19 protein-coding genes, 1 tRNA gene, 1 pseudogene and 1 riboswitch are annotated in these 21,992 nt (G+C 66.9%); of the genes and pseudogenes, 8 read left to right on the forward strand and 13 right to left on the reverse strand.

Annotated features, from left to right (window positions below; translation table 11 throughout):
* Nucleotides 1-712 (reverse strand): hypothetical protein (locus EJC49_RS09075; protein ID WP_148106292.1); only part of this gene is annotated, 712 nt, incomplete at its 3' end.
* A gap of 255 nt (nucleotides 713-967) precedes the next feature.
* On the opposite strand from EJC49_RS09075, the gene EJC49_RS09080 reads away from it, so the two are divergent.
* Together EJC49_RS09080 and EJC49_RS09085 are read left to right on the forward strand one after the other, a co-directional pair.
* Nucleotides 968-2,362, forward strand: coding sequence for an aminotransferase (locus EJC49_RS09080; RefSeq protein WP_126699476.1), 1,395 nt, complete (start codon nucleotides 968-970; stop codon nucleotides 2,360-2,362).
* Between the two features lie 141 nt (nucleotides 2,363-2,503).
* The gene (locus tag EJC49_RS09085) at nucleotides 2,504-2,905 is read left to right on the forward strand and encodes a DUF427 domain-containing protein (RefSeq protein ID WP_126699478.1); all 402 of its coding nucleotides are present in this window, start codon (nucleotides 2,504-2,506) and stop codon (nucleotides 2,903-2,905) included.
* A gap of 39 nt (nucleotides 2,906-2,944) precedes the next feature.
* Here EJC49_RS09085 and EJC49_RS09090 read toward each other — a convergent pair whose 3' ends face one another.
* Together EJC49_RS09090 and EJC49_RS09095 are read right to left on the reverse strand one after the other, a co-directional pair.
* On the reverse strand, nucleotides 2,945-3,589 hold the full coding sequence (locus EJC49_RS09090) for a hypothetical protein (RefSeq protein WP_126699480.1): 645 nt from the start codon (nucleotides 3,587-3,589) through the stop codon (nucleotides 2,945-2,947).
* A gap of 82 nt (nucleotides 3,590-3,671) precedes the next feature.
* A complete protein-coding gene (locus EJC49_RS09095; RefSeq protein ID WP_126699482.1) occupies nucleotides 3,672-4,589 on the reverse strand; it encodes an AraC family transcriptional regulator in 918 nt (305 codons plus the stop codon).
* Between the two features lie 98 nt (nucleotides 4,590-4,687).
* Here EJC49_RS09095 and EJC49_RS09100 point away from each other — a divergent pair, with 98 nt between their 5' ends.
* Nucleotides 4,688-5,446, forward strand: a complete 759-nt coding sequence (locus EJC49_RS09100) for an SDR family NAD(P)-dependent oxidoreductase (RefSeq protein ID WP_126699484.1) — start codon at nucleotides 4,688-4,690, stop codon at nucleotides 5,444-5,446.
* A gap of 58 nt (nucleotides 5,447-5,504) precedes the next feature.
* Here the strand turns inward: EJC49_RS09100 and EJC49_RS09105 are convergent, their stop codons facing one another.
* The 5 genes from EJC49_RS09105 to EJC49_RS09125 form a co-directional block, all read right to left on the reverse strand.
* The gene (locus EJC49_RS09105; RefSeq protein ID WP_126699486.1) at nucleotides 5,505-5,849 is read right to left on the reverse strand and encodes a DUF190 domain-containing protein; all 345 of its coding nucleotides are present in this window, start codon (nucleotides 5,847-5,849) and stop codon (nucleotides 5,505-5,507) included.
* A 4-nt stretch (nucleotides 5,850-5,853) separates the two neighbouring features.
* Nucleotides 5,854-6,264 carry a fluoride efflux transporter CrcB gene (gene crcB, locus EJC49_RS09110; RefSeq protein ID WP_126699488.1) on the reverse strand — a complete coding sequence of 137 codons (411 nt, stop codon included), beginning with the start codon at nucleotides 6,262-6,264 and terminating at the stop codon, nucleotides 5,854-5,856.
* Nucleotides 6,265-6,266: 2 nt separating this feature from the next.
* Nucleotides 6,267-6,671: a fluoride efflux transporter CrcB gene (crcB, locus tag EJC49_RS09115; protein ID WP_126699490.1), complete on the reverse strand. Its 405-nt coding sequence runs from the start codon at nucleotides 6,669-6,671 to the stop codon at nucleotides 6,267-6,269.
* 105 nt (nucleotides 6,672-6,776) lie between these two features.
* Nucleotides 6,777-6,837, reverse strand: a riboswitch (Fluoride riboswitch).
* A 52-nt stretch (nucleotides 6,838-6,889) separates the two neighbouring features.
* The gene (locus EJC49_RS09120; protein WP_245453328.1) at nucleotides 6,890-8,749 is read right to left on the reverse strand and encodes a putative bifunctional diguanylate cyclase/phosphodiesterase; all 1,860 of its coding nucleotides are present in this window, start codon (nucleotides 8,747-8,749) and stop codon (nucleotides 6,890-6,892) included.
* Between the two features lie 341 nt (nucleotides 8,750-9,090).
* On the reverse strand, nucleotides 9,091-12,366 hold the full coding sequence (locus tag EJC49_RS09125) for a hybrid sensor histidine kinase/response regulator (protein ID WP_126699492.1): 3,276 nt from the start codon (nucleotides 12,364-12,366) through the stop codon (nucleotides 9,091-9,093).
* Nucleotides 12,367-12,888: 522 nt separating this feature from the next.
* On the opposite strand from EJC49_RS09125, the gene EJC49_RS09130 reads away from it, so the two are divergent.
* Nucleotides 12,889-13,080 (forward strand): hypothetical protein, encoded by a 192-nt coding sequence (locus EJC49_RS09130; protein ID WP_126699494.1) that lies wholly within the window; start codon nucleotides 12,889-12,891, stop codon nucleotides 13,078-13,080.
* 14 nt (nucleotides 13,081-13,094) lie between these two features.
* Here EJC49_RS09130 and EJC49_RS09135 read toward each other — a convergent pair whose 3' ends face one another.
* Nucleotides 13,095-13,409, reverse strand: a complete 315-nt coding sequence (locus EJC49_RS09135) for a hypothetical protein (RefSeq protein ID WP_126699496.1) — start codon at nucleotides 13,407-13,409, stop codon at nucleotides 13,095-13,097.
* Between the two features lie 11 nt (nucleotides 13,410-13,420).
* Complete coding sequence (locus EJC49_RS09140) at nucleotides 13,421-14,851, reverse strand: DUF4403 family protein (RefSeq protein ID WP_126699498.1); 1,431 nt, start codon at nucleotides 14,849-14,851, stop codon at nucleotides 13,421-13,423.
* Between the two features lie 1,132 nt (nucleotides 14,852-15,983).
* Between EJC49_RS09140 and EJC49_RS09150 the strand changes: the two genes are divergently transcribed.
* On the forward strand, nucleotides 15,984-16,220 hold the full coding sequence (locus EJC49_RS09150) for a DUF1902 domain-containing protein (RefSeq protein WP_126699502.1): 237 nt from the start codon (nucleotides 15,984-15,986) through the stop codon (nucleotides 16,218-16,220).
* A 34-nt stretch (nucleotides 16,221-16,254) separates the two neighbouring features.
* A complete protein-coding gene (locus EJC49_RS09155) occupies nucleotides 16,255-16,419 on the forward strand; it encodes a type II toxin-antitoxin system HicA family toxin (protein ID WP_126699504.1) in 165 nt (54 codons plus the stop codon).
* Between the two features lie 470 nt (nucleotides 16,420-16,889).
* Here the strand turns inward: EJC49_RS09155 and ppdK are convergent, their stop codons facing one another.
* Nucleotides 16,890-19,562, reverse strand: a complete 2,673-nt coding sequence (ppdK, locus tag EJC49_RS09160) for a pyruvate, phosphate dikinase (RefSeq protein WP_126699506.1) — start codon at nucleotides 19,560-19,562, stop codon at nucleotides 16,890-16,892.
* Between the two features lie 205 nt (nucleotides 19,563-19,767).
* Between ppdK and EJC49_RS09165 the strand changes: the two genes are divergently transcribed.
* Nucleotides 19,768-19,842 (forward strand) — tRNA-Gln (locus EJC49_RS09165).
* 381 nt (nucleotides 19,843-20,223) lie between these two features.
* Here EJC49_RS09165 and EJC49_RS26050 read toward each other — a convergent pair.
* Together EJC49_RS26050 and EJC49_RS09170 are read right to left on the reverse strand one after the other, a co-directional pair.
* A pseudogene (locus tag EJC49_RS26050) lies at nucleotides 20,224-20,696 on the reverse strand (transposase family protein); the annotation flags it as partial.
* 146 nt (nucleotides 20,697-20,842) lie between these two features.
* Nucleotides 20,843-21,412 carry an NADPH-dependent FMN reductase gene (locus EJC49_RS09170; protein ID WP_126699508.1) on the reverse strand — a complete coding sequence of 190 codons (570 nt, stop codon included), beginning with the start codon at nucleotides 21,410-21,412 and terminating at the stop codon, nucleotides 20,843-20,845.
* A gap of 380 nt (nucleotides 21,413-21,792) precedes the next feature.
* Between EJC49_RS09170 and EJC49_RS09175 the strand changes: the two genes are divergently transcribed.
* A partial coding sequence (locus EJC49_RS09175; RefSeq protein WP_126699510.1) for an aldehyde dehydrogenase family protein occupies nucleotides 21,793-21,992 on the forward strand: 200 nt, incomplete at its 3' end.

The following is a 21,992-nucleotide window of genomic DNA, read 5'->3' on the forward strand; positions in this document are numbered from 1 at the left end:
ACTGCCGCGACAGGCCGAGCTTGCCGGTCGCGGCGGCCTTGCGCAGGCGGGCCGGCGGCAGCGCCGCGTCGGTCACGGCCGGCCGGCCGATGAAGGGATCGGTGTTGGGCCAGATGAAGAACGGCGCCGCCATGCCGTTCGCGATCATGCGTTCGTTGTAGGTCAGCGGCGGCCGCAATTCGCGCTCCTTCACCGACGTGTTGACGAAGGCCAGAAGCCTGCCGTACCCGTCGAAGACCTCGTGCGTCACCGCCACATGCACCCGGAAATCTGCCGGCGCGATGCCGATCCGCTCCCGGTCGTCGAGGATCATGGCGATCAGCGCCGCCCGCGCGTCGTCGGCATGGCGGGCGTGGTTGGCCGCCGATCCCGCACCGGTGGCGGCGGCGAAGCGCGCTTCGACCAGCGGGTGCAGCGGCTGCGTGAAGGCCGGCCACTGGCCGGCGGCCAGCGGATCGTCGAGATAGGCCTGCCAAAGCGGCCCGCCGATCTTCTGGCTCGACTTGAAGCCCGTCGGTCCCGTCGGGACGCGATAGGCCACTTCGGCCGTGTCGCAGCCGAGGAAGCGCATCCCCTGGCTGCCGGCGAAGACGCCGCTCAGGCCATCGCCGTCATAGACCACGTCCGAGGGCTCGCCCTTCAGCCCGGGCGTCGCCGTCATGTAGAGCGTCGCCGTCCCGCTCCGGTTCCTGGCAGGGTTGAATACCGCCATGAGATCATTCCTCCCGATCGAAACGCCCCACCGACAGCTCTACCAGAGCGCGAACGTCGGCACCGTGACGCACTTCACACGGAAGGCGCCCGTGGTTCGGCGGCACGCAGCAGCGCGCCGCATCTGCCCGCTGGCTTAAATTGCTTGGGCCAGCGGGCCGGCCGGGTTCCCCTCTCCCCGGCGAACGGCTAGCGTCACGGCAACCCCACCCGAGCGCCGCCGATGGCCGGCGCCAGACCTGCGGAGCCGCCCGTCATGAACACCCACCCGCCGCTGTCGAACATCCAGGCCCGCGACGTCGAGGCGCTGCTGCATCCCTACACGCCGATCCACCGGCTGCGCGAGACGGGGCCGCTGATGATCGAGCGCGGCAAGGGCGTCTTCGTCTACGACACGCGCGGCAAGGAATACATCGAGGGCATGTCGGGGCTCTGGTGCGCCGGCCTCGGCTTCGGCGAGGAAGAACTGGTCGAGGCCGCCGCCGAGCAGATGCGCGCCCTGCCGTACTACCACCTGTTCGGCGCCAAGGGCATGGAGCCGGCCGTCGAGCTGGCCGAGAAGCTGAAGGAGATCGCGCCGGTACCGATCTCCAAGGTGTTCTTCACCTCGTCGGGCTCGGAGGCCAACGACACCCAGGTGAAGCTCGCCTGGTACATGAACAACGCCATGGGCCGGCCGAACAAGAAGAAGATCATCTCGCGCCAGAAGGCCTATCACGGCGTGACCATCATGTCGGCCTCGCTCACCGGCCTGCCCTACAACCACATGGGCTGGGACCTGCCGGTCGACCGCGTGCTGCACACCGACTGCCCGCATCACTACCGCTTCGGCCATGACGGCGAGAGCGAGGCCGAGTTCACCGCCCGCATCGTGCAGTCGCTCTCCGACCTCATCGAGCGCGAGCGGCCGGACACGATCGCGGCGATGATCGCCGAGCCGGTGATGGGCGCCGGCGGCGTCATCGTTCCCCCGGCCGGCTACTATCCGGCCGTCAAGGAGGTGCTCGACCGGCACGACATCATCATGATCGACGACGAGGTCATCAACGGCTTCTGCCGTACCGGCGAATGGTGGGGCTGCCAGTCGCTGGGCATGACGCCGACCACCATCTCGGCGGCCAAGCAGATGACGGCGGCCTATGCGCCGCTCGGCGCCGTCATGGTGCCGGAGGACATCTACCAGGCCTATGTCGACCATTCGCGCCAGATCGGCACCTTCGGCCACGGCTTCACCTATGGCGGCCATCCGCTCGGCTGCGCGCTCGGCGTCAAGGCGATCGAGATCTACCAGAAGCGCGACATCCTGGGTCACGTGCGGTCGCTGGCGCCCGTCTTCGCCGCCCGGCTCGACGCCCTGAAGCAGCACCCGCTGGTCGGCGAGGTGCGGTATTGCGGGCTGGTCGGCGGCGTCGAGCTCGTCGCCGACAAGGCCACGAAGCGCCCCTTCGACGGCAAGAAGGGCGTCGGCGCGCAGGTGGCGAAGATCCTCGAGGGCCACGGGCTGATCCTGCGCGCCATCGGCGACACGATCGCGCTGTGCCCGCCGATGATCATCACCGAGGCCGAGTTGAACGAGCTGTTCGACCGGCTGGAGAAGGGTCTCGCCGACGGCGAGGCGCTGGTGTCGAAGGAAGGCCTTCGCGCCGCCTGAGCCGGCGCCCGACGGATGCCCGGACCGGGACGGGCCGGCCGGGTGTCCGACCGAGGCGGACACCTGCCGGCGGGACACGATCGTTTCCGGCGGAACGCGGTCGGGGGTTGTCGCGGCGCGGTTTCGGCTTACCTTCAGGGCATGACGACACCCGATCCCCTGGCGCCCGCGCCCAACCCCGCCCCCGGCTTTCGCCGCAAGCCCGATCACGCGATCACCGTCACCCCGCATGCGGGCCGGGTGGTGGTGCGCAGCGGCGACCGCGTCCTGGCCGCCACCGACGCCGCCCTGGAGCTCGTCGAGGCCGGCTACCCGCCGGTGCTCTACATCCCCTTCGCCGACATCGACTTCGCGCCTCTGGCCCGCAGCGCCACGATGACCCACTGCCCGTTCAAGGGCGACGCCACCTACTGGCTGGTCGGCCTGCCGGGCGATGCCGGCGAGGACGTGATGTGGGCCTACGAGACGCCCTACGACGAGACGGCGGCGATCCGCGACCACGGGGCCTTCTACCCCGACCGGGTGACCATCGAGACCACCTGACCGCCCGCGCGTCGCGCCGCAGCGCCGCCGTGCCCGGCCCTAGAACGGCTCCAGCGCCGGCAGCACCTCGTCGATCTCCCTGGCCGACACCCCGAAGCGCGTCAGCAGCAGCCGGCGCGTCTCGCGGATCGCCAGATGCAGGATGCGCCGGTCGATGAGGTCGAGCGCCTCGCGCAGCTCCTCCTCGCTCCTCGCCTCCTCCTGCCGCACCTCCTCGCGCGCCAGCGTCGCGATGCGCTCCGACAGCTGCACCAGCCCGCCGAGCGCGGTGACCTGGCGGCCCTCGATCGGCAGGCCGGCCTCGGCGCGCAGCAGAAGCGCGCTGGTGCGCCGCGTCAGCATGGCGCCGATGCGGGCGATGCGCTGGGCCGGCGGCAGGGCGTCCAGGCGGTCGAGCTCGGCGTCGAGGTCGGGGCCGGCCGGCGCCTCCGGATCGGGCACGTCCACCCGGTCGATCTCCTCGCCGGCGCGCAGCGAGGCGGCGAGCGCGATCATCTGCCCATGCGCGGCGATGACGCGCTTGTGGCGGAAGTCGAGCGTCTTCCAGCCCTCCTGGCCGGCGCGGCGCGACAGCGTCTTCACGTAGACCCCGCCGCAATCGGCGACGCGCTGATGCGTCGGCAGCCCCCCCTCCATCAACGACCGCATCGCCGCCCACCGCTCTGCTCCGATCAACTGCACCATGTCGCTCTCCTTCGTTTCGACAGACCGGAGGCAGGATAAGGCCGCCCGCGGGGGGCGTGGACACATCTGCGATGCGTCCCGTTCAGGCGGCCTGCGCGGTGCCCGGGCTGCGCGCCTGCGCGCGCGCATAGGCCGTCGGTGCGGTGCCGACCTGCCGCGTGAAGGCGACGCTGAAGGTGCTCGACGAACTGTAGCCGACCCGCTGCGCCACCTCGCCCATGCTGACGCCCTCGCCGCGCAGCAGATCCTTGGCGATCGTCATGCGCCAGCCGAGCAGATATTCCATCGGCGCCACCCCCACCTCGCGGCGGAACCGGTCGAAGAAGGTGGAGCGCGACAGGGCCGCTTCCCGGGCCAGTTCGCCGATGGTCCAGGGGCGGGACGGCTCGGCGTGGATCCGGCGCAGCGCCGCGGCCAGCCGCTCGTCGGCAAGCCCGCGGATCAGCCCGGGCGGGGCGGCCGGCCCCGTGGTGGCGCGAAACGCCTCGATCAGCAGCACTTCCAGCAGATGAGCCAGCACCGCGTCGCGGCCCGGCCGGCCGGCGCGCGCCTCCTCGCTCAGCAGCTCGACCAGCACCGTCAGCCGCCGCTCGCCGCGCACCACCACCAGCCCGGGCAGCAGCGAGACCAGAAGCCGCGCATCGCCGGATCGAAACGCGCAGTACCCGATCAGCATGCGCACGTTGGGGGCGCCCGGCTCGCCGAGGTGAAACTCCCCCGGCCGCCGTTCGACCGGCTCGTCCAGGCGCCCGCCGGGCGGCGGCGCCAGGCTCGTCACCGTGAAGTCGTGGGAGGCCGGGATCAGCACGAAATCACCCGCGCCGAGCCTGACGGCCTCGCGCCCGGCCATCGACAGTTCGCACGTCCCCTGGAGGATGGCGCCGTAGAACGGCTCGGTCCCCGGCGGGCGCACGGCCCACCGCCCGGCGGCGGTCACCAGCTTGGACCGCGAGGCGCTCGGCCGAAGCAGGGCGATCACCTGCGTGAGGGGATCATGCATTTCCGGACTGTCTCCAATCAATCAAGGACTTTGAAACGTAGCACGTCCGAAAGCGGGCGGCTATCTGTCTGGCATCGACCCCTCAGGAGACGCATCCCATGACCACCGTCCTCATCACCGGCTGCTCGACCGGCTTCGGCCGTGAAACCGCCGCCCACTTCCTCGAACGCGGATGGAGCGTCGTCGCGACCATGCGCGATCCCTCGGCCAGCACGCTGCCCGCGTCGGACCGGCTGCGCGTGCTGCCGCTCGACGTGACCGACGCCGACAGCATCGCGGCCGCCACCGCCGCGGCGGGCGCGATCGACGTGCTGGTCAACAATGCCGGCGTGGGCTGGCTCAACGCCGTGGAAGGCACCCCGATGGCCACGATGCGCCGGGTCTTCGAGACCAACCTGTTCGCCACCGTCGCCATGATGCAGGCGGTCCTCCCCGGCATGCGCGCCCGGCGGTCGGGCGCGATCGTCAACATCGGTTCCAGCACCACGCTGAAGCCGATGCCGCTCCTGTCGATCTACCGGGCCAGCAAGGCGGCCGTGAACGCCCTCACCGAATCCGCGGCCCTGGAGCTCGCCGAATTCGGCATCCGCGCCCGCGTGGTCCTGCCGGGCGCCGCGCCCACGACCCGTTTCGGCGACACCGCGCGGGCTGAGATCGCGGCGAATGGCGGCTTTCCCGACGCCTATGCCGGCTTCGTCCGGCAGACGATGGAAGGCATGCAGCACCACGCCGCCAGCGGCGCGGTGACGACGGCGCAGGATGTCGCCCAGGCGGTCTTCCGCGCGGCGACCGACCCCGACTGCCCGATGGTCCTGCCCGCCGGCGCCGACGCCATCGCCTGGTCGCAAGGCCGCTGAGCCCCGGCTCCCGGGCGCGTCGCGAGCTTGCGCCCGTCCCGCCCCGCGGGAACTCCGGTCACGTCAGCCCGCCATCATGGCCGTAGCGGGCCACCTTCACCGTCTCCAGCGTCACCAGGCAGCTTCCCAGCATGGCGTTGGTTTCGGCCAGGAAGGCCTCGATGCGGTCGCCGACGTCGATCAGTTCGATCACCAGCGGCATGTCGTCGGACAGCCGCAGGATCTTCGTCGTGTGCAGCCGGCTCGACCGGCCATAGCCGGCGGCGCCGCGCAGCACGGTCGCGCCGGCCAGCCCGAAGGCGCGGGCCTTGAGCACGATCGCCTCGTGCAGCGGGCGTCCGTCATGTTCGTCGCTTTCGCCGATGAACAGCCTGAGCAGGGTCGCTTCGGTGAGGTCGGTCATGGTGTCAACTTCCTTTCAGGCGGTTCAGCCGCGCGCCGATGCGCCAGCCGAGCCAGACGGCGGCCAGCCAGAGTATGACGGAAACGCCGAGATTGAGCGCGGCGAGGTGGAAGGCCCGGCTTTCGAGCAGGAACAAGGTCTCGAGACTGAAGACCGAGAAGGTGGTGAAGCCGCCGCAGAAGCCCGCGAGCACGAACTGGCGCGCCGGCGGGCTGGCCAGCAGGCGCCCGCCCGGCTCGGTCAGCGTGGCGAAGAGACCGATCAGGAAGGAGCCGGCGACGTTGACGGCCAGGGTGCCGACGGGAAACCCCGCGCCGAACACGGCCAGCAGCCCGAGAGAGCAGAGATATCGCGCCAGCGCCCCCAGCGCGCTGCCGAGCGCCACGGCCCCGTAAAGTCTCGCGGTCCTGGACATGGTCAGCCGCCCCACAGCGAAAGCGCGCCGGCATAGCCGAGCGTCGCGGCGGCCAGGCAGAGCGCCAGCGAGGCGACGACGTTGCCCAGCGCCTGGCCCGGCTGGTTGGCGCGCACGAGGGCCAGGGTCTGGAGCGAGAAGGACGAGACCGTCGTGTAGCTGCCGAGAATGCCGATGACGAGCCCGGCCCATGTCGGCCAGTCGCCGACGGCATGGGTTTCGGGGGCGAGCAGCAGGCCGGCCAGCACGCCGATGGCGGCGGCCCCCGACACGTTCACCACGAGCGTCCCCCACGGAAAGGTCTCGCCGAAGCGGCGCGCGACGATGCCGGACAGCCAGAAGCGGGCCACGCCGCCGATCGCCCCGCCCACCGTGACGGCGAGCATCTGCAACAGGGTGGGGGTCATGGGCGCTCGCGCGGTTGGTCGCCGGGGGCGGTTCGATCGAAGGTCACGCGCAACTCCTGCAACGGCCATGGTCGGGCCGCGCCTCGGGCGCGGATCGCATGGCACTGGTCGGCAGGAGTCATCAGCCCGAAGGCGGTTTCGGGGGAACCCCATCCCCATCGGTTCGAGAGATAGGAGCATTCCGGGGAAGCGTCAACGCCTCTCCGACCGCCCGACGTTCAGACGCGGGCCGCCTCCGGCGAGCCGCTCTGCCCGGCCAGAAGCGCCACCACCGCGTCGCTCGGCATCGGCCGGCCATAGAGGTAGCCCTGGATGATGCGCGGCGACAGCGGCGCCAGGATCGCCATCTCGGCCTCGGTCTCGACGCCTTCCAGCACGCATTCGAGATCGAGGTTGCGGCACAGCGTGATCACGGCCGCGACGATCTCGCGCGAGGCGGCACTGGTGGCCACCTTGCGCACGAAGCCCTTGTCGATCTTGATCTTGTCGAGGGGAAGCTCGTCGATGTACTCGAAGCTCGAATAGCCGGAGCCGAAATCGTCGAGCGCGATGCGGAAGCCCAGGGCGGACAGGTCCTCCAGCAAAAGCCGCGACACGCCGATGTCCTTCATCACCGCCGTTTCGGTGATCTCGAATTCGATGCGGGCCGGGTCGATGCCGCGGCGCAGCACCTGCGCCACCAGCGAAAAGATGAAGGCGCGGTCGGCGATGTCCTGCGCCGACAGGTTGAAGGAGACGTCGACGTCGCGCGGCCAGCTTTCCAGCGCGTCGAGCCCCTTGCGAAACAGGATGCGCGTCACGCTCTGGATCAGCCCGGCGCGCTCGGCAGCGCGGATGAAGCGATCCGGCGCCACCCCGCCGAGCAATGGGCTCTGCCAGCGCGCCAGCGCCTCGAAGCTGCGCACGCGACCGTCCATCACGTTCATCTGCGGCTGGAACAGCAGGTGCAGTTCGGCGTCCAGATCGGCCTCGCGCAGTTCGCGTTCCAGCAGCAGCGAATCGCGCATCTGCCGGTCTTCGTTGAGGGTGAAGATGACGGCATGGCCGCGCGCCTGCTCCTTGCCGCGATAGAGCGCGTAGTCGGCCTTTTCGAAGATCTGCCGCGTCGTCGCGCCCATGCTGGGGTAATGCGCGAAACCGATGGTGCCGCCGATGCCGAGGTTCAGGTGGTCGATGGCGCAGGTCCGGCCGATCGCGGCCAGCAGTTCGCCGCCGAGGTTCTCCACGGTCTCGGCCGTCTCCTCGCCGGTGACCAGGATGGCGAATTCGTCGCCGCCGATCCGGCCGAAGCGGACCCGGTCCGACGAGCGCCCTTCCAGCCGCGCCACCACCTCGCACAGCACGCTGTCGCCGACCGCATGGCCGTAGATGTCGTTGATGGCCTTGAAACCGTCGAGATCCAGGATGCCGATCCAGAACGGCGTGCGCGCCCGCACCAGCTCATCCATCCGGCCGAAGATGGCCCGGCGGTTGGCGATGCCGGTCTGGCTGTCGCGCTGCGCCATCTGGTCGGCCAGAAGCCGGGCGTCGATCTGGCGCAGGATCGCCTTGCGCAGCAGCGTGGCCATGCCCACCGAGGCGAAGGATGTGGCGACGCCGATGAAGGCGTACTGCTCGGCCAGCACGGGCGAGGCATCGCGGGCAAACCACAGCAGCGTGCCGATCGACAGCATCACGCAGGCGATCGTGCCGCGCAGCGTCACGCCCGAGGTGGAAAACACCACGGCGATCAGCACGAAGTAGACCAGCCTTTCGTCCTCTCGATGCAGCAGCATGTAGGCGAGCACGTTGGCATAGAGCAGCAGGTTGGCGACCAGCCCCACCGCCTCCAGCCGGGCGAGCGAGGTGCGCCCCTCCGGCAGCAGCACGGCGCGAAACAGCGCATAGGCCACCGCCGTCGAAAGGCTGATGCCGCCGAGTATCAGGAGGTTGGAGCCGGTCTCGTCGCGCCAGTGGCCCCAGGTCACGAACAGGTAGTAGGCGCAGCCGGGCAGCAGGAAGCCCCGGACGATCGGCCGGTAGGCATCCGCCATCGCCTGGCGGCGCGTCGCGTCGCTCCAGGTCTGGTAGTGTCGCACGAGCTGTCGTCCCAGCCTGTCCAGGCAAGCGCCTGCCGAGCCGGGGAGTAACGTCCGGTCTCGGCCGATGCCGATCCGTCGAATGCTATCGAGATCAAGGCGCATCAAGTCATCCGCGTGAAACGTGGGATGACTGTTCTAGTCAACGACCGGTTGAGAACTGATGAACTCGAACCGTTGCAGGCGAACGATTACGAAAGATTATTGGCAAGGCCCGGGATGACTCCGGGGCCTTGCGGCTCGGGCGTCGCGAAGGCGCCTCGCGTCCGGTCCGCTTCGGACGACCGCCGTTGCATGACCGGCCCTGGAGCGTGACGCGCTCCGGGGAAAACGGAACGGCTTCAGTCCGACGGGTCACTGCTCCAGCGCTTCAGCGCCTGTTCCAGGCTGTCGATGTCGAACGGCTTCCCCAGCCACAGCACGCTCTCGCCCAGTTCCGCCGCCGCTTCGGGCGGACGCGTGTAGCCGGATGCGACCACGACCCGGATCGTCGGCCATCTCTCCCGCACCTGGGCCACCAGCGACATCCCGGAGATGCCGGGCAGGCCGATGTCGGTGATGAGCACGTCGATCCGCGCCTGCTCGATGATCGCCAGCGCTTCCTCGGCGGAGCCGGCTTCGTGGACCGTGTGCCCGAGATCGGCCACCATGTCCGCGCCAGCCATGCGAACGAGCACTTCGTCCTCGACCAGGAGCACCGCGAGAGCACGCTCGTCCGCCGTCTCGTCGTTCCCGGCCTCGCGCGCCGCGTCGACTTCGGTCCGCTTGTCCAGGCACTGGCGCACGCGCTGGGCCAGGACTTCGCGCGTATAGGGCTTGCTCAGCAGTTCGACCCCGGGATCAAGACGCCCTTCGTGGACGATCGAGTTTTCCGTGTAGCCGGACGTGAACAGCACGGCCAGGCGTGGAAGCCGGGCCTGCGCGCGGCGGGCCATCTCCCGGCTCTGGAGCGGTCCCGGCATGACCACGTCCGTGAACAGGAGATCGATCGCCATGCCGCTTTCCACGATTGCCATCGCCCCCGTGGCGTCGGTGGCGCGCAGGACGTGATAGCCCAGCTCGGTCAGAAGCTCCACGACGGTGGAGCGTACGTCGTCGTCGTCCTCGACGACCAGAACCGTTTCCGTGCCGCCCTTGATGGGACCGGTTTCGACGCTGGTCTCGATCACCTCCGCCTGGCGCGTGCGCGGCAGGTACACCCTGATCGTCGTGCCTTCGCCGAGCTCGCTGTAGACCTTGATGTGGCCCCCGGACTGCTTGATCAGGCCATAGACCATGCTCAGCCCCAGACCCGTCCCCTTGCCCGGGCCCTTGGTGGTGAAGAACGGCTCGAAAACCTTGTCGATCAGGTCCTTCGGTATGCCGCAGCCCGTGTCGGTCACGGCCAGCATCACGTACTGGCCGGGCTTCAGGTCGGGATGCTGGCGCACATAGGTGTCGTCCAGCAGGGCGTTCCCGGCCTCGATCGTCAGCTTGCCGTAGCCCTCCATGGCATCGCGCGCGTTGATGGCCAGGTTCAGGATCGCGTTCTCGACCTGCGTCTGGTCGATGGACGTGTTCCACAGGCCGGCCGAAATCACCGTCTCGAGCTCGACGCCTTCGCCGAGCGCGCGGCGCAGGAGATCGTCCATGCCATGGACCAGGCGCCCGAGGTTCATCACCTTCGGCGCCAGAGGCTGCTTGCGCCCGAAGGCGAGGAGCTGGGAGGCCAGCCTGCCGCCGCGCGAGACGCCGGCGATGGCGTTCTGGACCCGCTGCTCGGCGCGGATGTTGCCCGCGACGTCGCGCATGAGCAGTTGCAGATTGCCGCCGATGACCTGCAGCAGGTTGTTGAAGTCGTGGGCGATCCCGCCGGTCAGCTTGCCGATCGCCTCCATCTTCTGCGCCTGGAACAGCTGCGCCTCGACGGCCTTGCGCTCGGCGATCGCGTCCTCGACGCGCCTCTGGAGGGCCGTGTTGAAGTTGGCCATCGCCTCGCGCGCCTCGATCTCGTCGCGGATGTTGCGCACCTCCACCACGGTGCCGATGGGACGGCCCCGCTCGTCCCGGATCGGGCTCGCCGTGTAGCCGACCGGATAGAACGAGCCGTCCTTGTGGACGAACGTCCCTTCGCCCTGCACCTGGTTGTCGTCGGGAAAGGCGCGGTCGATCACGCAGTCCTCGATGGGGAAGTGGGTGCCGTCGGGGTGGCTGTGGTGGATCACGTCGTGCAGGGGCCGGCCGATCGTCTCCTCGAACCGGTACCCCGTCAGCCGCTCGGCGGCGGGGTTCATGTAGACGCATTCCTGCCGGCCATCCATCAGGAAGACCGCCATGGTGGTGTTGTTGAGGACGGTGTCGAGCCGCCGCGACACCTCCTTCAGTTCGCGGATGGCGGCGTCGCGGTCGGTCGTGTCCTCGATGGCCGCGTAGAACACCGGCCGCGCCTCGTCCTCCAGCAGCTGCAGCGTGACGGCGACGTTGTAGTCGGTGCCGTCCTTGCGCCGATGCACGGTCTCGAAGTGTTGCACCGCCTTCTCGCCGGTCGTCAGCGGCCGCGTGATCTCCATGAATTCGGCGGCCGTCACCGTGGGCTTGATGTCGACCGGGGTGAGCTCGCGCAGCTCCTCCATGCTGTAGCCGAGATTCTCGCGCGCGCCGCGGTTGACGAGGATGAACTTCAGCGTCGCGGCGTCGAACACGAAGGTCTCGCTCGCCGCATCCTCGACGATGCGCCCCAGCCTCTCGTTGGTCGACGAGGCGGCCAGGCGCTCCAGCTCGGCGGCGGCGCGCCCGGCAAACAGCTCCAGGGTCTCCTGCAGCTGGAACGCCTCGTCGAAAGGCTTGTCGTCGAGCAGCGCCAGGAGGCCCAGCGTGCGGCCGTCGGCGCCGCGCAGCGGCACGCCGAGATAGCTGTCCGCGCCCATCTCCGTCAGCAGCACGTCCTCGGGAAACAGCGCCGCGACGTTTGACGGATAGAAGCACATCTGGTCGCCGACCACGTTGGCGCACGGCGTGCCTCTCAGGTCATATTCGAAATTGTCCTGGCGCTGCCCGTCGCTCCAGGCCGCCAGCGTGCGGGCGCGGGTCGGGCTGGCCGCGTCGATGTCGCACAAAAGCACCCACCGCACGTCGAAGGCCTGGGCCAGCGCGCCCACCATGGCGTCGAAGAACGGCCGCCCCACCAGCCGCGAGCATTCGATCAGGTTGCGGCGGGATTCCTCGGCCCGCTTTCGCCCGGTCACGTCGCGCGCCACCTTCGAGGCGCCGATCACGGCGCCGTCGTCGTCCTTGATCGGCGAGACGGTGAGCGAGATGTCGAGCACGGCGCCGTCCTTGCGCAGGCGGCGCGTCTCGAAGTGGCGAACCGTCTCGCCCCGGCTGATCCGGGCGAGGATGTCCTCTTCCTCCGCGTGCCGGTCGGGCGGAATGATCCGCACGATCGACTGGCCGATCATGTCGCTGGCGGCGTGGCCGAAAAGCGCGGTGGCGCCCTGGTTCCAGCTGGTCACGATCCCCTTCAGCGACAGGCTGATGATGGCGTCGTCGCAAAATTCCACGATCGCCGCCAGGCGCCGGTCGAGGCAGTCCCCGGCCTCCAGCCCCGCTGGCGACGTCGTCGTCGGATCATCCGGCATCGGTCTTCCAATCCCCGTTTGGCGCCCTCGCTCCACCGATGGCGCGCCCCCCACGAACGAGCAAGACCATTGAATGAAACCCGGATGTCCGTCGATACGCCGTCACGAAAAAACGAAACCGGACGGCCTCGAGAAACCGCCTGGCGAAACCGACGTGATGGAACTTTCCCGCACAAGAACGCAGCAGAACGCCGTTGGTTGCGCCACCCAGCGAAAAAATCATCATCCCGCCGCCGCCGCCGACCCAAACACCAGCCCGCGACCCGCCCGGTCGCAAGACCAGATTCCGCATCGTCGGCACGGCGGGCGGGGATGTACAAGGCGGAATTGGGGTGGATTTCTGCCCGACCGCTTCTGGGTGCGGAATTGGGAAAGCGGCCATTCAGTTGACTGCTGAACTTTGCAAGGCCCAGCATGACCTCGCGGTAGCAGGCGAACTAGAACGCGAAAACTGAGACAGAAATCACAGCCAGAATGGTGACAAAGCCAATAAATGTTTTTATCATTTTCCCCTCCCACAGAATGACACTGTTCATTAAGACTACATTTCTCAGTCCATTGTGCAATCTGACGGCGGGTTTGCGGCGCACCTGGCTGAAGGTCCCGGCCGCTATATTTCTGGTGATGACTGCCGGCGCGATCCTGCTACTGTTCGCGCCGGATTTTCTGTTCGCGCTGTTTCGCCTGCTGTTAACGATCGCCAGGTGGTTCTGATCGAATGGGTCGTCTCAATTCCAAAACCAATCCCATAGAAGCGGCCCGACTAAGGGCACGGCCTTGTAGGCCGCTTCCCATCCCCTCAGTTCCTTTATGGGATAGGTTTGTTTGTCGAAGTCTGACGCGTCCGATATGCTGCAACCCTCATTGTTAATCCCGGTCGCCACGCGCAGATATTCTCGCCCTGGATCGATATCCCCCACCACCCAAGCCTCGACAGATCGGCCGGTGGGACAAGCAACACTGAAATAGTAGGTCGTTGCAGCAGCCGTGCCCGGATGAACCGCCAACGCCGCCAGCAGAAACACTTTCAGCCCGGAGCGCATCAGGGCCGCAGTCAGTTGAGGCCAAACGCGACTTGCAGCGTGCCTTGCAAGGCCAAGGGAAGTGCGATCGCCTGCGGATCAATGACTGGCTGGACGACGCCGACTTTCTGCAACGTCCCGTCGAGGCGGAAACCCTCTCCAAGGTCTCGCGTCAAGTGCTTGTTGGCTTCGGCGGTCGCCTTGTCTGCGTCGGCGCCGTAATCGTAGGAAACGAGTTTCTCCAGCAGCTGCCGGATCAGAGGGAGACGCAGCGTTTCCACCAGCGCATCCACTGGAAGGCTTGATGTCGACGTGTCGAAGTCCAGATCGGCCAGCTTGAGGAGCCGCTTCTCGTCATCGACAATCGGACGGGCCTTGAGATGGACGGTGCCCTTGACGTCGAACCAGTGGAAGACGTCGAGCCAGTCGAGCCAGCCGCCCTTGTTGTCGAGCAGGGCGTAAGCTTCTATGGCAAGAGCGCCATCTACTGCGCGCAGTTTCACGTCGCTCAGCGTCAGCACATGCAGGTCGCCGGCCTTGATCTCTCCCAGCTTGTCGACCTCCTGGTTGGCAACGGCCTCGAGTTCGGCGAGCGGCAACCGGATCGGAATGTTGAGATTGAAGTTCCCGTCAGTCGGGACGTCCGGCGACAGCTGCGGCAACGGCACCGGGGCGGATTCCGGCGCCGCGCCCAGGCTGACACTTGTCTCGCCGCTGAGAACAGCGCGGACCTTCAGGATATTGTCCTCGGTGCTGATGCCGGAGAACCCGATGCCGCTCGGTTTGAAGGCCAGCCAGGCAGGCGGCGCGTCGGACAGTTTCATCGGCTTCTGCAGCTCGGCCCAGGCCTTCTCCATTTTTTCCTTGACCTTGAGGTCTGCGATCAAAGCGGGAAGCTTCGCCTTTTGAGCTTCGATCAGTTCATGGATTTTTGGCTCGACAAGACTGGCGAACGTGATTTCGATAAGGCCTAGCAGCCTGACTGTCGGGCGTTGGTCCCAATGGAGCGAGTGGTCGATCGCTAGCCCCACGTTCCACTCTGCGTCGATCGTAGGTGTGGCCGCGATGCTGAGAGTGACGGCGGCTTCCGCAGTTTCTCGAATGTGCCGTCCGACTTCACCGCGTCCCCGCGCCGTCACCCACGCCCTGACTGGAGCCGAAACCAGTATCTGTCTCCCGACGCCACCAACGGTAATGGGTCCGTTCTTGAGCGCCTGTCCGGTGACGTGGCAATCAATGCCTACACTGCCCCGCAGCGGCCATGGAAGTTTAACGCGCCCGCAATTCTGGCCCTGATCTACGCTGTAAAGAACATCGGGCACCTCCGCGTTAAGGCGAGCCTGGGCGGCGGCGAGATTGAGTGAAACCGGAACAACGACGCTCGATTGAGTTTGTTGAGCATTGGCCGAGGAAACGAATATCGATGCTGACGCCATAAGAAACGCCATCGTGAATCTAGACATAAGACCATCCCCTTGATCTACCCCAGAGCGAATAGTACACTTCCGCAAGAAAGAGTCGATGCGTTGCACCCACAAACTTCGTCAGTGCATTGTCAGTTACCAAAAACGGCACGTTAATTAGGATAGCGCGTAGCCTCGCCGCCATAGGGAGCGCGGGGGGCCGGACGTCGAAGCGCCTCCCCATTCGGCCCGAACGGGCTTCGGCAGCAAACTCGTAGAGCGGACACTCGCGCAGCAACTCGACGGCTCGATCCTCTACGAATGGCCGCGCGAGGGCGTCATCGTGACGTATCAGCAAGGCGCGGCTGTCGAGCTAGGAAACGAGATCGGCGCCGGGTCGGATCCGAACCTTCGGGTCGCAGTGTCGCCCTCCTACGTAGGAAGGCGGTGCTTCCGCCACCGAGGTCGACCAAAATCGCGATGAGGTCTAAGACGGCTCAGTTCAAGCCAGAACCAATGCCTTTTGAACGGCTGGTTTTGGGCCGGGGGCAAGACAAGCTGAACGACCGAAATGGGGTCGGAAGCCGACCAGACAAGCTTTGCCCGTTGAGCCCGACTTGGAAGGGTCGCGTGCCGTTTCCCCCGCCCGGCAAGGATTATCCGAACAGGCGGGTTTTCGGATAACGGGTCTGCAGGGTTCGCGGGGACGGAGATCGCGCAAAGCGCCCTCACCCTCCCGCAGGGCAATCGCATATGGTCGCTGTCCGCCCCCTCCACCATGCTTCGCATGGTCCCCCTCCCCCGCTTCGCAGGGGAGGATATTCGCGCTGCGGCCGCCCGTGACCTGATCCTCCCCTGCGAAGCGGGGGAGGGGGACCACGTAGTGGTGGAGGGGGCGCAGGGGCGGAAACGCAGCAAAGCCCCCTCACCGTCCGGGCTTTGCCCGGGCCACCTCTACCCCGAAGGGAGGCGAGGAAAGGAGCGCGGCGGCGGGCAGCCGACTGGCTTGCTGGCTTACTGGCATTATGGATTACTGCCTTACCGCCCTACTGCCCTACTCCCGACTGCCGACTGCCGACTGCCGACGGCCTACTGCCGACCCTACTCCCTATTCGCTATTCGCCACTCGCCACTCGCCATTCGCCATTCTCCACGTCGGCATGATAGGATCGCGCCGTGCCATGGAGCGAGCATGTCGAAACCGGTCATCTTCACCATTTCCGCCATCTGGGACGACGAAGCCCGGGTGTGGAGCGGGCATTGCGACGAGATTCCGGCGGCGGCGGACGCCCCGACGCTCGACGAGTTGCTGTCGCGGATCACGGCGATGACGCTGGACCTCTTGCCTGACAACCATCCCGGCGTCGATCCCGCGTCGGTGTTTCTCCAGATCACGGCCCTGCGCGAAGCCGAGACTGCGGCCGCCTGACAATGGCGCCGCAATTCGACCGTGCCTTCGGGACATGCTCTTGGCGGCTGGTTGCGTTTTGATCCGCCAGGGCAAAGGGAGCCACGAAATCTGGCGCAGCCCTTCCACCGGACGGAGCTTTGCCGTTCCCGTCGGCATCCCGAGCCGTCACACGGCCAATGCCATCCTGCGCCAGGCGGGGCTGCCGAAGGCATTCTGATCGGACACGCGGCCGGGCGGGCGAGTGTCCGGGGCGCCGCAAAGCGCCCTCACCCTCCCGCAGGGCAATCGCATATGGTCGCTGTGCGCCCCCTCCACCATGCTTCGCATGGTCCCCCTCCCCCGCTTCGCAGGGGAGGATACTCCCGCTGCGGCCGCCCGCGACCTGATCCTCCCCTGCGAAGCGGGGGAGGGGGACCACGAAGTGGTGGAGGGGGCGCCGGGGCGGAAACGCAGCAAGGCCCCCTCACCGTCCCGGGCCTTGCCCGGGCCACCTCTGCCCCGAAGGGGCGAGGAAAGGGGCGCGGCGGCGGGCCGCCGACTGGCTTGCTGGCTTACTGCCTTAGTGCCCTTACGTACATTACTAAACTTACTGCCCTACTGCCCTACTCCCGACTGCCCTACTCCCGACTGCCGACTGCCGACTGCCGACTGCCTATTCGCTATTCGCCACTCGCCACTCGCCACTCGCTACCCGCCCTTCCCCCGCCCCACCGCCGCCTGCGCCGCCGCCAGCCGGGCAATCGGCACGCGGAAGGGCGAGCAGGAGACGTAGTCGAGCCCGACCTCCTCGCAGAAGCGGATCGAGGCGGGGTCGCCGCCATGCTCGCCGCAGATGCCGAGCTTGATGCCCGGGCGGGTGGCGCGCCCCTTCTCGGCGGCCATGCGCACCAGTTCGCCGACGCCGTCGACGTCGAGCGTGACGAAGGGGTCGGCGTCGATGATGCCCTTCTGGCGATAGGTTTCGAGGAAGGGCGCGGCGTCGTCGCGGGAAATGCCGAAAGTGGTCTGCGTCAGGTCGTTGGTGCCGAAGGAGAAGAATTCGGCCGCCTGCGCGATCACATGGGCGCGGATGGCGGCGCGCGGCAGCTCGATCATGGTGCCGACGAGATAGGCGATCTCGACCCCCGCCTCCGCCATCACGGCCCTGGCCACGGCGTCGATGCGCGCCTTGACGAAGTCGAGCTCCTTCATGATGCCGACCAGCGGCACCATGATCTCGGGCTCCACCGGGCGGCCGGTCCTCTTGCCCGCCTCGACGGCGGCCTCGAAGATGGCGCGCGCCTGCATCTCGGCGATCTCCGGATAGGAGACGGCCAGCCGGCAGCCGCGATGGCCGAGCATGGGGTTGAACTCGTGCAGCGCCTCGGTGCGCTGGAGGAGCTTTTCGGGCGACACGCCGAGGGCTGCCGCCACCTCGGCGATCTCGTCCTCCGTCTTGGGCAGGAACTCGTGCAGCGGCGGGTCGAGCAGGCGGATGGTGACCGGCAGGCCGGCCATGATCTCGAACAGCTCGACGAAATCGGAGCGCTGCATGGGCAGGAGCTTGTCGAGCGCGGCGCGCCGGCCGCTTTCCGTGTCGGCCAGGATCATCTCGCGCATGGCGGTGATGCGGCCGCCCTCGAAGAACATGTGCTCGGTGCGGCACAGCCCGATGCCCTCGGCGCCGAAGGAGCGCGCCATGCGGGCATCCGCCGGGGTTTCGGCATTGGCGCGCACCGTCATGCGGCGGATGCCGTCGGCCCAGTGCATGATGGCGGCGAAATCGCCCGACAGTTCGGGTTGCAGCATCGGCACGCGGCCGGCCAGCACCTGGCCGGAGCCGCCGTCGATGGTGACGAGGTCGCCCTTCCTGAAGGTGCGGCCCATGGCGAGCATGGTCTGGTTGCGGTAGTCGACGCGCAGCGCGCCGGCGCCCGAAACGCAAGGCTTGCCCATGCCGCGCGCCACCACGGCGGCGTGGCTGGTCATGCCACCGCGCGAGGTGAGGATGCCTTCGGCGGCGTGCATGCCGTGGATGTCCTCGGGGCTGGTCTCGACGCGCACCAGGATGACCTTGCGGCCGGCGGCGCGCGCCTCCTCGGCGTCGTCGGAGGAGAACACGATCTCGCCGGTGGCCGCCCCCGGCGAGGCCGGCAGGCCGATGGCGATGACGTCGCGGTCGGCGGCCGGGTCGATGGTGGGGTGCAGCAGCTGGTCGAGCGAGGCGGGGTCGATGCGCGCCACCGCCTCCTCGCGCGTGATCAGGCCCTCGGCCGCCATCTCCACCGCGATCCGCAGCGCCGCCTTGGCGGTGCGCTTGCCCGAGCGGGTCTGTAGCATCCACAGCTTGCCGCGCTCGATGGTGAATTCCAGGTCCTGCATGTCGCGGTAGTGGCGTTCCAGCGTGGAAGCGATCGCCACGAAGTCGCGGTAGGCCTCGGGCATCAGCTTTTCCAGCGACGGCTTGTCGGAGCCCGCCGCGATGCGGGCGGCCTCGGTGATGTTCTGCGGCGTGCGGATGCCGGCCACCACGTCCTCGCCCTGGGCGTTGACCAGGAACTCGCCGTAGAGCCTGTTTTCGCCGGTCGAGGGGTTGCGGGTGAAGGCGACGCCGGTGGCCGAGGTGTCGCCCCTGTTGCCGAACACCATGGCCTGGACGTTGACGGCCGTGCCCCAGCTTTCGGGGATGTCGTGCAGGCGGCGGTAGGTGATGGCGCGCGGGTTCATCCAGGAGCGGAAGACGGCGCCGATGGCGCCCCACAGCTGTTCGCGCGGGTCCTGCGGGAAGGGGCGCTCCAGTTCCTCGAAGACGCGGGCCTTGTAGAGCTCGACGATGCGCACCCAGTCGTCGGCGCCGATCTCGGTGTCGAGGTCGAGGCCGAGGCGGGCCTTCTGGTCCTCCAGGATCTCCTCGAAGACCTCGTGGTCGAGGCCGAGCACGACGTCGCAATACATCTGGATGAAGCGGCGGTAGCTGTCGTAGGCGAAGCGGCGGTCGCCGGATTCGGCCGCCAGCGACTCGACGGTCTCGTCGTTGAGGCCGAGGTTGAGCACGGTGTCCATCATGCCGGGCATCGACGCCCGCCCCCCCGAACGGACGGAAACAAGCAGCAGGCTAGCCGGGTCGCCGAATCGCTTGCCGGTCAGCTGGCCGATCTTTTCAAGCGCAGCGTCGACCTGCGCATCGAGATCGACGGGATAGACATGACCGTTGGCGTAGTACCAAGTGCAGAGCTCGGTGGTTATGGTGAAGCCCGGGGGAACCGGGAGGCCCAGACCGCTCATCTCGGCGAGATTGGCACCCTTCCCGCCGAGCAAGTTGCGATCGGTAGCGCGCCCTTCGGCCTTGCCACCACCGAAACCAAAGACCCACTTCGCCATAGTCGCCCCTCCGTTGCGGTGCACAAGACGCGTGTTAGAGCCTGCCCAACCGCATTTCCATCGCAAAAAGGAAGTTCGCAGCTGATAAGGGTGGCCAATCATGGTAACGTTTCGGCTGTTTGGGCCGCAGAGGTTTCAATCCGCAACAGGCATGTTGCGTCTCCAATGGCGTCCCCATATAAGGCGCGGCAGTGCTTCATGGCCTTGGGGCGTAGCCAAGCGGTAAGGCAGCGGTTTTTGGTACCGCCATTCCCTGGTTCGAATCCAGGCGCCCCAGCCAATCCTTGCTTGCTTCCTGCAAGCAACGATTTTATGCTTGGGAAGATATATTAACAGGAACGCTTCTCCTGCTAACAATTACCCTTGATCTATTGGCATTGCTTGAGGAGACGGTTCGCCCTGCTTCTTTGGTCGCCGGCGCGGTCGAAGAGAGGGGGCTCGGTTCTTTTTGAACAGTTTCAGGGCTGTCGGTAAGTGGATTCCTGCCTTGTTTGGGCCGCCATCGGGATTGATGACAGCGCATTGATGTAGGCCTCGTCCGGTGTCTGCCGGTAAAGGCTCATTGGGTCTTCGAGCGATGTAGAAGTGGTCGATGTATCCGCCCAACCAAGCTCTGGCTCCCGGCACGCCGCCGTAGGCCCGCAGGTAGACTTTCTCGTAGGACATGCGTGATGGCGGTCGCCCGGACCTGGTTCGGCCCGTGATCGGCAGCTTGCGCAGTAGACACAGGTAGACCTTTTGGCCCGGCGCCGGCTCCGAGGTGTTCGGGCGCCGATAGATCGCCGCGATCCTCATGCGTTTCATCAGCGTCGCGACGTGGAGCCGGCCGATCTAGATGCCCTCTCGGCAACGGCGAGAACCGGTCGCGGTATATGGCAGACGCTGCCACGGCTGCTGCCGAGGGCCGCCGCCTGCTTCCTGACGGGTAAAGAGTACTGTCGATCGATCATCGCCTTGCGTTCAGCAATCCCGCCTTGGTGAGCGCGCCGACGATCGAAGCAGAGACCCGTGGCTCTGCGAAGCATCGTTGGTGAGCATCAACTCGCCGATTTTGGCGTGCAGTTCCTTCACTTCGACCGGAGGTGGTGCTTCGGCCTTTCCGTCGCCGCCGAAGACTTCGGCTTTCCCTTCCAGAAAATGCGTGCACTAGGGGAAGCCTGATCCAACATTTCGGACATCCGCCCGATTTTCCCAAGGCTGGTAGACGAACAGTTCAAGACCGCAGGGAGAGAGAAAAACGGTAATCCCAAGGCCACGTCTTCTTGAGGTAGGGAGGCTCGCTATCTACCTTGATACAAGGATGCCTGCCGGGCGATCCAAAACTCCGTGCGCGCGAACATCAGCTTCGTCGCATCGGCGAGGCCATCAGGCGCATTGAAGCGCCCGTCCGCGCCAAGGTTGGTGTGAACGAAAGGAATGCTGACACCTTCTAGCACCGGTATCATCTGCAGCGCCGCCAAAACCGGTTTCAACGCCTGTACGGCGCGCGTTCCGGCCGCAACACCGCCATAGCTAACGAAGCCGACCGGCTTGTACAGCCACTCGTTGTGCAAGTAATCTATAGCATTTTTCAGCGAAGCTGGGAAGCTATGATTGTACTCCGGCGTGACGAAAATAAAGGCGTCTGCGCCAGCGACCTTGGCACTCCAGCGTTTTGTATGGTCATTCATGTACTGGCCGAGACGCGGATGATTTGGTTCATCGAACATCGGCAGCGCGACGTCCTTTAGATCGACGAGTTCAATTTCGGCGCCGCCGCGCTCGCGGCCGACCTCAAATACCCAGTCGGCGACGCTGCGGCCTATGCGACCTTCCCGTGTGCTTGCGACGACGATCTGGATGATCGGCATGATGCCTCCATTCTTGCGGTGTTGAGCGACTTGGATGACACCACGCCGCCATGTGGATGTTTATTCATCTGACCAAATTTTCTAGTTCGATTGAAGACCAGTTGGTTTCGTGAAGCAAGCGCTGACGCATGGCGTAAGCAGGCCGCCGATCCACCCGTTTCGCCCCGCGGCCGATCGGCCCCTCCTCCAACTCCGGTCCGACCGTGCTAGACCGAAGCCAGCATGAGCAACATAGCGGCAAGCTTTTGGTGTCCAGAACGCCACCCCGATGGATTGAAGGACGGAGACAACCGATGAGCGTCAGCGGTGACGTGAGACAGGAAAGGGCGGAATTGCTCGACAGGCTGGGCGTGGCGCGCGCGGCATGAACCGGCGGCGACATGGCCTCGTTCAGCCCGGTCAGCGACAAGGCGATCGCGCAGGTGACGACCGCCTCGGCGGCGGACGCCCATTCGATGATCGACGCCGCGCACGAAGCCTTCAAGGCCTGGCGGATGGTGCCGGCGCTGCGGCGCGGCGCGCTGGTGGGGCCGCTGATCGACAAACAGGCCTTCGAGGGGATGCAGAAGGCGCTGGCGGC

Source organism: Aquibium carbonis (assembly GCF_003970795.1).
Taxonomy (GTDB): domain Bacteria; phylum Pseudomonadota; class Alphaproteobacteria; order Rhizobiales; family Rhizobiaceae; genus Aquibium; species Aquibium carbonis.

Bases quoted from the DNA above. Each gene is read 5' to 3' on its own strand.
- ppdK (WP_126699506.1), bottom strand. From the start codon at position 19,562: ATGGCGAAGTGGGTCTTTGGTTTCGGTGGTGGCAAGGCCGAAGGGCGC.
- crcB (WP_126699488.1), bottom strand. From the start codon at position 6,264: ATGTCCAGGACCGCGAGACTTTACGGGGCCGTGGCGCTCGGCAGCGCG.
- EJC49_RS09140 (WP_126699498.1), bottom strand. From the start codon at position 14,851: ATGTCTAGATTCACGATGGCGTTTCTTATGGCGTCAGCATCGATATTC.
- EJC49_RS09085 (WP_126699478.1), top strand. From the start codon at position 2,504: ATGACGACACCCGATCCCCTGGCGCCCGCGCCCAACCCCGCCCCCGGC.
- EJC49_RS09155 (WP_126699504.1), top strand. From the start codon at position 16,255: ATGCTCTTGGCGGCTGGTTGCGTTTTGATCCGCCAGGGCAAAGGGAGC.
- crcB (WP_126699490.1), bottom strand. From the start codon at position 6,671: ATGACCCCCACCCTGTTGCAGATGCTCGCCGTCACGGTGGGCGGGGCG.
- EJC49_RS09125 (WP_126699492.1), bottom strand. From the start codon at position 12,366: ATGCCGGATGATCCGACGACGACGTCGCCAGCGGGGCTGGAGGCCGGG.
- EJC49_RS09130 (WP_126699494.1), top strand. From the start codon at position 12,889: ATGACACTGTTCATTAAGACTACATTTCTCAGTCCATTGTGCAATCTG.
- EJC49_RS09080 (WP_126699476.1), top strand. From the start codon at position 968: ATGAACACCCACCCGCCGCTGTCGAACATCCAGGCCCGCGACGTCGAG.
- EJC49_RS09095 (WP_126699482.1), bottom strand. From the start codon at position 4,589: ATGCATGATCCCCTCACGCAGGTGATCGCCCTGCTTCGGCCGAGCGCC.
- EJC49_RS09150 (WP_126699502.1), top strand. From the start codon at position 15,984: ATGTCGAAACCGGTCATCTTCACCATTTCCGCCATCTGGGACGACGAA.
- EJC49_RS09090 (WP_126699480.1), bottom strand. From the start codon at position 3,589: ATGGTGCAGTTGATCGGAGCAGAGCGGTGGGCGGCGATGCGGTCGTTG.
- EJC49_RS09105 (WP_126699486.1), bottom strand. From the start codon at position 5,849: ATGACCGACCTCACCGAAGCGACCCTGCTCAGGCTGTTCATCGGCGAA.
- EJC49_RS09135 (WP_126699496.1), bottom strand. From the start codon at position 13,409: ATGCGCTCCGGGCTGAAAGTGTTTCTGCTGGCGGCGTTGGCGGTTCAT.
- EJC49_RS09100 (WP_126699484.1), top strand. From the start codon at position 4,688: ATGACCACCGTCCTCATCACCGGCTGCTCGACCGGCTTCGGCCGTGAA.
- EJC49_RS09170 (WP_126699508.1), bottom strand. From the start codon at position 21,412: ATGCCGATCATCCAGATCGTCGTCGCAAGCACACGGGAAGGTCGCATA.